The organism is Echinicola sediminis, assembly GCF_054777495.1.
Map to the genome: position 1 here is coordinate 1 of NZ_BAAHAP010000140.1, position 9740 is coordinate 9740.

Sequence of the window (9740 nt, forward strand, 5' to 3'; positions counted from 1 at the left end):
CTTGTTGTTTTATGTTCTTTTCCATTGATGAAAAGAACCAAAAATCTAGGCCACGGAGCCTTCTTCAAATTGAGTGAATTGGTTTTCGATTAAGATCAGTTTGCCTCAATTTGATTTTGTGCCATTTGCTGTAGGCTAAAAATGAGTGGATCTCGCTCGTCCACTTCGCGAGCTAACTCATTTTCTTAACGCCTCCATCAATTGTCCCAAAACCGAATGCTCCAAATGCCCTCAGAAGGATTTCTATTAAGTATTTTGTTCTATTAATGTTACGTGCGAAATCCCGGATAGTCAAATAATATCAAACTCAATTAATTGAAATTAAATCACCGGTAGAATTCAGCATAAACATGTTTCAAATTAATAAGTGTAATAAATACAGATAATATTATTAACTTGTGACTCAGAAACAGCTGCTGGACGGCTGTTGGATTAACCCGTAAAACCGAAATACTGATGAGTAAATTTATTGAGTTAAAGAGAGAATGCTATGAAGCCAATATGCAGCTTCCGGCTTTGGATTTGGTAGTGTACACCTTTGGGAATGTGAGTGCGGTGGACAGGAGTGAGGGGGTTTTTGCGATCAAGCCAAGTGGTGTCCCTTACGAAAAGCTAAAAGCGGAAGATATTGTCATCTGTGATTTTGATGCCAAGATCGTGGAGGGAGAGATGCGGCCTTCTTCAGACACCAAGACACATGCCTATCTGTACAAGGAATGGGAGAATATTGGGGGAATTGTCCATACCCATTCGCTTTATGGGGTAGCTTGGGCGCAGGCCCAGATGGATGTGCCTATTTTCGGCACCACCCATGCGGACCATTTGACCAAAGACATCCCTTGTGCGCCCCCAATGGCCGATGAGCTGATTGAGGGAGATTACGAGCACATGACCGGGAAGCAGATTTTGGATTGCTTTGAGGAAAAGGGCCTTTCTTATGAGGAAGTGGAAATGATCTTGGTGGGCAACCACGGTCCGTTCAGCTGGGGCAAAAATGCGGACAAGGCGGTATATAACAGTAAAGTCTTGGAGGAAGTAGCTAAAATGGCTTATCTTACTCTTCAGATCAACCCGAATGCGCCCCGATTGAAGGATGCATTGATCCGAAAGCATTACGAGCGCAAGCACGGTAAGGATGCTTATTATGGGCAAGGCTGCTAACCAACCAACTTAAAAATAAACTCTATGAACCTAAGAATGTCGAATGTTTTTGGCATATTGGCGCTCGCTGGGGCCCTTTCTTTTTACGCCTGTTCTTCCAAAACTTCCGAAAAGGAAACTATCACAGAAGAAGCTGCTCCAGAAAGCACGGGACTTGAACTCTCTGTTGCCAATGCCATGGTGGAGGGTAAAGAAGCCCAGGTCTACACCCTTAAAAATGCCAATGGGGTGGAAGTGGACCTTTCCAATTATGGCGGGGTGATCACCCGTCTGGTCGTTCCGGATAAAGAAGGAAAGCTGGAAAATATAGTGCTTTATTATGAAGACCTGGAAGGCTACCGTACGAGTACCAACTATATCGGTGCCAGTGTCGGCCGCTATGCCAACAGGATCGAAAAAGGAAGGTTTTCCCTGGATGGTCAGGAATATGAGCTGGCCACCAACGACGGCCCCAACCATCTGCATGGCGGGGACAAGGGCTTTGACAAGGTTTTTTGGGAGGCAAAGCCTTTTGAAAATGAAGAGGCCGTAGGGGTTTCCATGACCTATGTGAGCCCGGATGGTGAAGAAGGCTATCCCGGGGAATTGCTTACCAAGGTGGATTTTGAATTGGACAATGACAATAATCTGAGCGTTTCATTCGAGGCAAGCACCAACAAGTCAACGGTCGTCAACCTCACGCACCATGGCTATTTCAACTTGAGCGGCCTCAAGGAAAATATCCTCGGCCATGAGCTGACCTTGTGGGCAGAACATTATACCCCTGTGGACGAAACCCTGATCCCTACGGGTGAGGTGGTTCCGGTGGAAGGGACAGCTTTTGATTTTACCAGTGCCCATAAAATAGGAGAGAGGATCGATCAGGTAGCCGGAGGTTATGATCACAATTTTGTGGTAAAGGCCCAGGCCGATGGAGAAATGACCAAAATGGCCGAATTGTACCATCCGGGCTCAGGCAGGGTCATGGAGCTTTATGCCGATTCACCGGCCGTACAGTTTTATTCCGGTAATTTCCTTGATGGAAGTATCGCGGTGGACGGGGTGAACTATGAGCAGTATTTTGGTTTGTGTCTTGAGCCGCAGACCTTTCCCAATTCCCCAAATGAAGAGGCTTTCCCTTCGGCAAGGCTGAATCCTGGAGAGACCTATCACCATACCATCAAGTATCATTTTGGGGTAAAGTGATTTGATATTTCTTAGCCATGGATGCACGGATGTTTTTCTGGAGAGTCTTCGGGAATCATTTTCCGTCTACTGGGGCTTATTAGACCTAAACAACGTTTTATTCATTACCACAGCAGGGCATTTTATGGTGTTTTGCTGTGTTTTTTTTATGACTGTGGCTTAATCCTTATAGATTCCAAGAAGAATATCGGATGTTTTTGAAGAAATATAGTGTGGAATATGATGAAAGGTTTGTTTGGGATTGAGTTGCTTTCATTGATCTCGAGGCTTTCTCATATTTGAAGACTGAAATATTTTTACCAAATATGCTATAGGCATAGGGTTTCTGTTCGCCTGCGATTTCATTATTCAATACATTATCTTGGGTAAAGCTTTCAATTGAAGGCTACGGGTTTTGGCGGCAAGTTATATGCTCTACTGATATTTTTCCGGCCAAAACATGGCCCTTATGGGGTACCTTTGCCTGGGGCTGCCACCCCAGGCTATCATATAGCTGCCCCCTTGGGGCAGTCACTATCTTCACTGGCTGACATGAGGTAAACGAAATATTATTTGTGTAAGATTCGGACAAATCTACTTATGGGACAGCCCCTATGTCATGGGAGAGAGCCATAGTGCAGGGCTCCGCCCTCCGCTATGGCTCTCTCTTGGAGATAATTCATAAAATATGAATGTTTTAGGTGTGTGGATAACTCGTTCCAAATAGAGGGGCATGATGAATTAGGGCTAAATAACCCTCCAAAAATCTGCGCTTATCAGCCTGCTCAACGGGAAACAGCAAATGGGGTTTGACTTTTTGCCTTAGCTGGATGTTTATATGTTTTCTTAATATTCCTAGTTTTGTAGCCTCATTAACTACAGATTTATGAATTCCATATACCCTGAACCGACCGTCGGAGCCGTTATTTTTAATCTCGAAAACAAGATCCTACTGTGCAGGTCCCCCAAGTGGAATAACCAATATGTAATCCCCGGAGGACATATAGAAAAAGGCGAGAAGATGGAAGAGGCCCTCCTCCGGGAAGTGAAGGAGGAGACAGGCTTGGATGTTTACGAACTGAAATTGGTCAGTATTCAGGAAAGCGTCAACAGTGAGCATTTCAGTGAAAAACGGCATTTTATCTTTATAGACTATACCTGCAGGACGGACAGCAGCGAGGTGGTGCTCAATGATGAGGCCGATGAGTATGTATGGGCCAAACCAGAGGAAATATTGTCCTATGATCTGGGCGGATTTTGCCGGAGGTTTTTTGAGGAATGGTTGAAAAAAGATTTGTCCGACTACAGTACCCCTGTTTTTTATGGCTATGCCAAACATAGTGCCCGGTAAACAGTCAGCGGTAAGTAGTTTTGGTATTTCATTGCCACGGGTGCACGGATGTTTTTTGGATTAGTCCAAGAAAATCGGTTACCTATGATTTATAGTGGCTAAACATCTGGTTGCTATCATCTATGTTTGATGGATTGTAGGCAATTTTTTGGCATGGCTTTTCAAGTCGGCCAAAGGCGTTAGCAGAATGAGGAGAGCACCCGCGGACGCGGGTGCAATATGGATAACCCCGGGTGCCAACCAGGGGCTAGATGTGTCTTATCTGGCCGCTTTAGCAGCCTTTCCTGCCAATGGTGAAAGTCCATTCCCGCTAAAGTACATACCTCTTTGAACAGTCAGTCGCTTTTGGTCTCCTCAAGAACTTCAAATTCTTCTACCCACTATATTCATATAGAACCAGAAAATCATTATCCGTGGCTTATTTCTCTGAAATAGCTTTCCAATAATCTGCGCTTATCAGCGAAATCAGCGTGGAAAAGTTTATGAGTTGTCAGCATAATGGGGGCTATGGATATTCTGATCATCGCCTGCCTGTTTTTTATGGTTATGCAAAAAAATAAGCCTGCCGATACAAATATTGGCAAGCTTAACTATTCAGGGGTTTATTAAATCAACTTATTTTGCCGGTTCCACACCTTCCGAAGTCATGACGATTCGCTTGATGGTGCCGTCGGGATTGTAATAAAGGTAATCGACACAAACAGACCTTCTGAAGCTTCCTCCTTGGGTGGGGATGCTGCCATTATGGTAGATAAAGTAGTCTTTGCCTTTGTATTCAATGATGGCCTGGTGGTTGGTGTTGCTGTTGCCTGCCACCTCGTTTAGGATTCCCTGGAATTTCCATGGGCCCTGGATGCTGCTGCTCATCGCATAGGCGGTTTTTTCGGGGAATTTATACGCATAGGAAAGGTAATAATAGTCCCCTTTTTTGTGGACATAGGGCGCTTCCGTAAAGTGGGGAAGATCGATGTATTTGATCTCGCTGTCCAGTTCGATCATATTGTCCTTCAGTTTTGCATAATAGCAAATCGTATTGCCCCAAAACAGGTGGGCAGTGCCGTCATCATCGATATAGACCGTTGGGTCGATGTCGTCCCAGCTGATTTTGGCATCGGTGGTCATGTCATTGGTGATCAGGGCATGGCCCAGGGCGTCCTTCCAAGGCCCAACAGGACTGTCCGCTACGGCGATTCCAATGGCCTTGCCATGGATGTCCTTATGGCTTACTGTTACAAACCAGTAAAATTTCCCGTCTTTTTCTATCACCTCGGCGGCCCAGGCATCATCAGCGGCCCATGAAAAGGTCTCCTTCACATCGACAGCCGCCCTTTCTTCCCAATTGACCATATCGGTGGAAGAATAGATCAGCCATTCGTGCATTTCGTAGCCGTGATGGGGCGGTTCTTTCTGGTCATGGCCAACATAGAGAAAAACAGTGTCCTGATGGACGATGGCCGCGGGGTCTGCGGTGAATTTTTCGGTGATCACCGGATTGCCCGGTACCGGTGGGGCCATTGCGGAGATTTGCTGCTGCGCTTGGGCAGCTATGGCGGTACTTGCCAATAGGCAGGCAAGCAACAGGTGTTTTAGGCTTAGCATAAGGGTATTGGTCTTAGGTTTTCGTTAACAAGATGACCAAATGTACTACTTGTAAATAAATTATAAAATAATAAGTGTAAAAAAAACACTAAAATAAATCAGGCTGTTATGAACTGTCCGGAGAGGAGGGGGGGAGTTAAGGTAGTAGTTTAGGGGGCCACGGATGGACACGGATGAACACAGATGTGAGTATTTACTTTTAATCTGGTTAATCCATTTTGATTGTTTAAAGGGTAAAGGCCAAAATAGCCTACGGTCACTGAGCTTGTCGAAGTGAGGCGTTGTAAATTGTGAAAATCCATTTGCTATCGGAGGCTATCGGCACCAGGCCTTTTTGATCATCCTTACACTTATAGAAAGAAAACAAATTCAGGCCTGCCGCTGAGCTTTATGGACTGGCCCGGAAAGGCTAGATACATGGGTAGTTGTGTTTGATACTGGAAAAAGTCCTCCGTTTAAGAAGGACTTTTAAAATAGTTTAATGCTCAGCGGAGAAAATATGAATTGGATAATGTAAAAAATAGTCATCGTTAAGCTTTGTGACATTGATCCCTAAATCATTTACTCCCACATCGGCAATGATCATGCTTTCTAAGGTATTTACGTCACGGGGAAAGGATGCTTTAAGTTGCTCTTTAAGTTCAATCTGCATGGAGTAAAAATCCCTGTTTAAATTTTTAAAGCCGACCTTTTCAAAAAGATTGGAAAATTCGGTCAATGAAAGTGCTGCTACATGAGAATAATCCCTGTTTTTTTCCATTTCATTGTATTTGTTAATCTTGGAATCCGGTAGAGAAACGTCAATAACTAAAACCTTCCCTTCTAGTTTACAAACCCTTTTCATTTCAGACAACACTTTAAAAGGATTTAAGAAATGATGAAATCCGAATCTTGAAATTACAATTGAGAATCTATCATCCTCGTAAGGTAGACTTTCAACATCACCAATTTGCCAAGTTACATTAGTCAGGTTATGCCTGGCCTGCAATTTCTTTGCTTCGTCAAGCATTCCTTGTGTCATGTCAATTCCGGTCACATGGTGGGTGTATTTCGCAAATTTACAGGAGACTATGCCAGAACCACATGCAATATCTAAGACATTATCGCTCTTGGTAGGGGATGATATTGAAATCAACTTATCCAAGGAATCACTATGTGAGGCAATTGAGGTGTATGCACCCGCTTGTTTTGAAAATTGTTTAACAATGTTTGTGTTATGATTTTTAGTGTCCATCATTTGTTATTTTAATTTTTAACAAATTTCAGAACTCCTCGCAAAGTCTTAATAACTATATTTGGACAATGAATATTGATTATAAGACAAAGATCAAGGTTGACCATGGTTTTGAAGTAAACGAGTTACGACCGGTGATTACTTACTCGGAAGATATTCAAAATGCTAAATGTGCAAATTCGCATGCACACCCAAGAGCTCAAATCATCTCTTGCAATACTGGTATTATGGAGGTTGTCACCAAAAAGAATATTTGGATCGTCAATTCTTTACAGAGTGTTTGGATCGCGAGTAATGAAGAGCATCAAGTTTATTTTCCAAATAATGTAAAGGTTATTACCGCATTTATAGACGAGTCAAAACTCAAGGATTTACCTACGACTAGTTTCGCCTTCGAAACTTCAGGTTTTTTAAAAACCATCTTAGAAAAAATAGTCTCTTTTTCTAACCCCATTAGCTTTAGCCAACAGCAAAATAGAATAATCGAGGTGTTTATAGACGAACTTTCTACTTTGCGGCCAAGTAAAACTTTCCTGCCGACAAGTCAGGATAAAAGAATAAAGGTAGTATTAGCTGCTTTAATGAGTGATTTGTCAAGTAAGCATACCATTGACTATTATGCAGGCAAATCATTTATAAGTTCAAGAACACTTTCAAGATTATTTCATAAAGAGCTGGGGATGAGTTTTGGAGATTGGAAAATGCGTATGAAGCTAATGGAAGCTATCAAATTGTTAGGGGAAAAGAAAAGTGTCAAAGAAATCGCCTTTGATTTAGGTTATGAAAATGTTAGTTCATTTATAGTTACCTTCAAAAAACACTTTGGAAAAACACCAGCAAATTACCTGATAAAATAAGAAGGAATGCCCCATTTCCACCGCCTTTGCAACAGGGGTAACCAAATTCCAGTATTTGTGATGCAATTTAGTCTCTCATGCGGTGTGACAAGGCAAAGGTTTAAAGATCCTCGCAGCAAACAAGGGCCAGATCAGGGGATCATAAATAATCCACAGATGGACATGGATCAACACAGATGTTTTTATATTACTTTTTTAATCCATGTTCATCATAGGTAGTGATCGGGACAGGTTCATTATTATTCACCTTTCCGGCCAGGCAAGTTGGTAGCTAAAATTCAATAGTTTTCCTCCGTGAACACGGTGTTCTCTGTGGTAAAATCTTCACCATTTTTCTGCCCATAAGTATTGTTTGATCCGTTTAATTCCCCCTCTGTCTTTATCAGTTTACTGTACCTTGAATTGCCGTCCCTGTAGGGGAAAATGCCTTTCCTGTCCAACAGGGCGGGTCTGCTAGGGTACAGGATGGCCCACTTGGGGTACAGGGAGGGCTGCTTTACCTACAGGGAGGCTTCCTACCCCTACAAGAGGCCATACCTAGGGTGCAGGGAAGGCTGATATGTCTACAAGTCGACTCTGCTAGGGTACTGGACGGTAGATTTGCCTACAGGACGGCTTCTATGGGTACCGGACGGAATAATCTTTTATATTTCTGGTTTAAATACCGTGTTTGGGGTATTTGTAATAGTGAATGGATTCATTAGTTTTAGTAATAGTAAAGGCATATGCTTTTCAATACAACCATTGGAGGAAGACTTAATAAGTAATCAATGGCAGGCTTGTTCTCTCAATTTTGTTGGATAAGCCTGGAAAAACCAGATATATAAGTGACGTTGTAAGCCATTTAAAGAATGAGTAAACGTATTAATACACTGAAAACATTTAGCCTAATAGCGATTTTGTACGCTGTCATCACCTTTTATTTCAAATTTGACATCGTTACAAGGTTTATTCAGAAAGGCGACAGTCCGATTGAACAACTATTTCTACCAACCATTTTGTTAGTTGGAGGTCTGATTATTTTTATCAAGAATTATAAAACCAAAAAAAATGATAGTTAAAAGACTTTTCATCAGCTTCATATTTATTCTATTTTCTGTCGATAATTCTTTTGCCCAGACAAACAAGGCAAGTGTTCAAGAAGGCATAATTGATTTTATTACCTGGCTAACTGATTTAGAAGATCATGTTAATGATATTTACACTGAACAGAAAAAAAACAAACTCATAAGGCAGCTTGGATACATTGGTTCAGATTTAGATTATTTAGCTCTTGAGAAAAGTAGATTAGCTGAAAAAGTGATAGAACATTATAAGAATGACAAGTCTCAACTATCAATTGAAATCTTAGAAGACTACAAAAACAGTATTGATAATTTAAGTGAAAATATTTCTGAACTGTTATTGGCAATTAATGAACAATATAGAGATAAAGGGCATGATGCTTTAGACAAAATTCGCCAAGACCTCTACAATAGAAAGGAAACTGAACTGTCACGCATAATCCGTCTAGTGGGTGGCGATGAAGATTTTAATGAAGAAAAAATTAGGGAGAGTGCTAAAAACGCAGAGTTATATGCTAGAAGCGCTAGAAATAAAGTTCTTGACCTACGAAAACAGCTGTTGAATGAATAAAAAAAAGGGCTTACAATAACTAAGCATTCGTGTGGCCGGAACGGCCGAACATGAATGCAGTGTTGAACGGTTGGTGCTGGGAAAGGGGTCATTATGGGGAAAGCTTTTTCCCCTTTTGTGTTTTTGGAGGACTGGGGCCAAGAAACACGATACTTGTGATACTTGTTTGCTTGCAGTCCGGTGGTGACAAGGTTGTTCTTTGTGAGACTTATAAGGCTTTGGACAGCTTTACGGGCTGTTTTTTTGGTTTTTGGGCATAGATTTCCCCTTACACCCTTTGGTGTACCGACGGTTGTTTTCTGATTTTGTCCATCCAATAGTCTGGCGGCCCCCTCTGGTCGAAGCGTGCCACCGTATGCAGTGCGCCGGTCTTGCAGCAGGGGCATTTCCTGAACAGGGAAACGGTGCCCTCAGCTTCTTCAAGGGCCACTTCTCCGATCTGGCAGTCTATAGTGGCCTTATGGTCTTTCTTGAAGGCCGAGGCCAGGATGCCGTAGTGCCTGATGCGGGTAAAACCCTTGGGCAGGATATGGAGGCAGAACCTCCTGAGGAACTCAGGGGCGTCCAATGTACAGGTTTTCTTTTGGCCGTTTTGCCGGTAGTCCTTTACCGAGAAGCGGACCTTTCCGTTCTGGAAGCCCAAGATGCGGTGCTTGCTGATGGCGATCTTGTGGGAGTACCTGCCCAGGTATTCTATCACCTGCCTGGGGCCGAAGAAAGGTCTTTTGCAGTAGACGAC

The 9740-nt window shown here is 42.7% G+C and carries 9 protein-coding genes; 5 read left to right on the top strand and 4 right to left on the bottom strand.

Translation table 11 applies throughout. The features are described 5' to 3' along the window. Positions 1-456: 456 nt before the first annotated feature. The 3 genes from ACYVAA_RS21070 (at position 457) to ACYVAA_RS21080 (ending at position 3676) form a co-directional block, all read left to right on the top strand. Entirely contained in the window at positions 457-1161 is a 705-nt protein-coding gene (locus tag ACYVAA_RS21070) for an L-ribulose-5-phosphate 4-epimerase (protein ID WP_460545631.1), read from the top strand. A 24-nt stretch (positions 1162-1185) separates the two neighbouring features. Further along, a complete protein-coding gene (locus ACYVAA_RS21075; protein ID WP_460545633.1) occupies positions 1186-2346 on the top strand; it encodes an aldose epimerase family protein in 1161 nt (386 codons plus the stop codon). Positions 2347-3211: 865 nt separating this feature from the next. Then, positions 3212-3676, top strand: a complete 465-nt coding sequence (locus tag ACYVAA_RS21080; protein ID WP_460545635.1) for an NUDIX hydrolase — start codon at positions 3212-3214, stop codon at positions 3674-3676. A gap of 615 nt (positions 3677-4291) precedes the next feature. Here ACYVAA_RS21080 and ACYVAA_RS21085 read toward each other — a convergent pair. Next, positions 4292-5275, bottom strand: a complete 984-nt coding sequence (locus ACYVAA_RS21085; RefSeq protein WP_460545637.1) for a glycoside hydrolase family 43 protein — start codon at positions 5273-5275, stop codon at positions 4292-4294. A gap of 478 nt (positions 5276-5753) precedes the next feature. Then, positions 5754-6512 carry a class I SAM-dependent methyltransferase gene (locus ACYVAA_RS21090; RefSeq protein ID WP_460545639.1) on the bottom strand — a complete coding sequence of 253 codons (759 nt, stop codon included), beginning with the start codon at positions 6510-6512 and terminating at the stop codon, positions 5754-5756. A 65-nt stretch (positions 6513-6577) separates the two neighbouring features. Between ACYVAA_RS21090 and ACYVAA_RS21095 the strand changes: the two genes are divergently transcribed. After that, complete coding sequence (locus tag ACYVAA_RS21095) at positions 6578-7366, top strand: AraC family transcriptional regulator (RefSeq protein ID WP_460545642.1); 789 nt, start codon at positions 6578-6580, stop codon at positions 7364-7366. Between the two features lie 278 nt (positions 7367-7644). Here the strand turns inward: ACYVAA_RS21095 and ACYVAA_RS21100 are convergent, their stop codons facing one another. Then, complete coding sequence (locus tag ACYVAA_RS21100) at positions 7645-7806, bottom strand: hypothetical protein (RefSeq protein WP_460545644.1); 162 nt, start codon at positions 7804-7806, stop codon at positions 7645-7647. A gap of 610 nt (positions 7807-8416) precedes the next feature. Here ACYVAA_RS21100 and ACYVAA_RS21105 point away from each other — a divergent pair. Continuing rightward, positions 8417-9001: a hypothetical protein gene (locus ACYVAA_RS21105; protein ID WP_460545646.1), complete on the top strand. Its 585-nt coding sequence runs from the start codon at positions 8417-8419 to the stop codon at positions 8999-9001. A 268-nt stretch (positions 9002-9269) separates the two neighbouring features. Here ACYVAA_RS21105 and ACYVAA_RS21110 read toward each other — a convergent pair. Then, the coding region (locus ACYVAA_RS21110) for an IS91 family transposase (protein ID WP_460545649.1) at positions 9270-9740 on the bottom strand (471 nt) is incomplete at its 5' end.

Excerpts from the sequence above, each read along its gene's own strand:
- ACYVAA_RS21095 (WP_460545642.1), top strand. The coding sequence starts at position 6,578 with ATGAATATTGATTATAAGACAAAGATCAAGGTTGACCATGGTTTTGAA.
- ACYVAA_RS21075 (WP_460545633.1), top strand. The coding sequence starts at position 1,186 with ATGAACCTAAGAATGTCGAATGTTTTTGGCATATTGGCGCTCGCTGGG.
- ACYVAA_RS21085 (WP_460545637.1), bottom strand. The coding sequence starts at position 5,275 with ATGCTAAGCCTAAAACACCTGTTGCTTGCCTGCCTATTGGCAAGTACC.
- ACYVAA_RS21105 (WP_460545646.1), top strand. The coding sequence starts at position 8,417 with ATGATAGTTAAAAGACTTTTCATCAGCTTCATATTTATTCTATTTTCT.
- ACYVAA_RS21090 (WP_460545639.1), bottom strand. The coding sequence starts at position 6,512 with ATGATGGACACTAAAAATCATAACACAAACATTGTTAAACAATTTTCA.
- ACYVAA_RS21070 (WP_460545631.1), top strand. The coding sequence starts at position 457 with ATGAGTAAATTTATTGAGTTAAAGAGAGAATGCTATGAAGCCAATATG.
- ACYVAA_RS21080 (WP_460545635.1), top strand. The coding sequence starts at position 3,212 with ATGAATTCCATATACCCTGAACCGACCGTCGGAGCCGTTATTTTTAAT.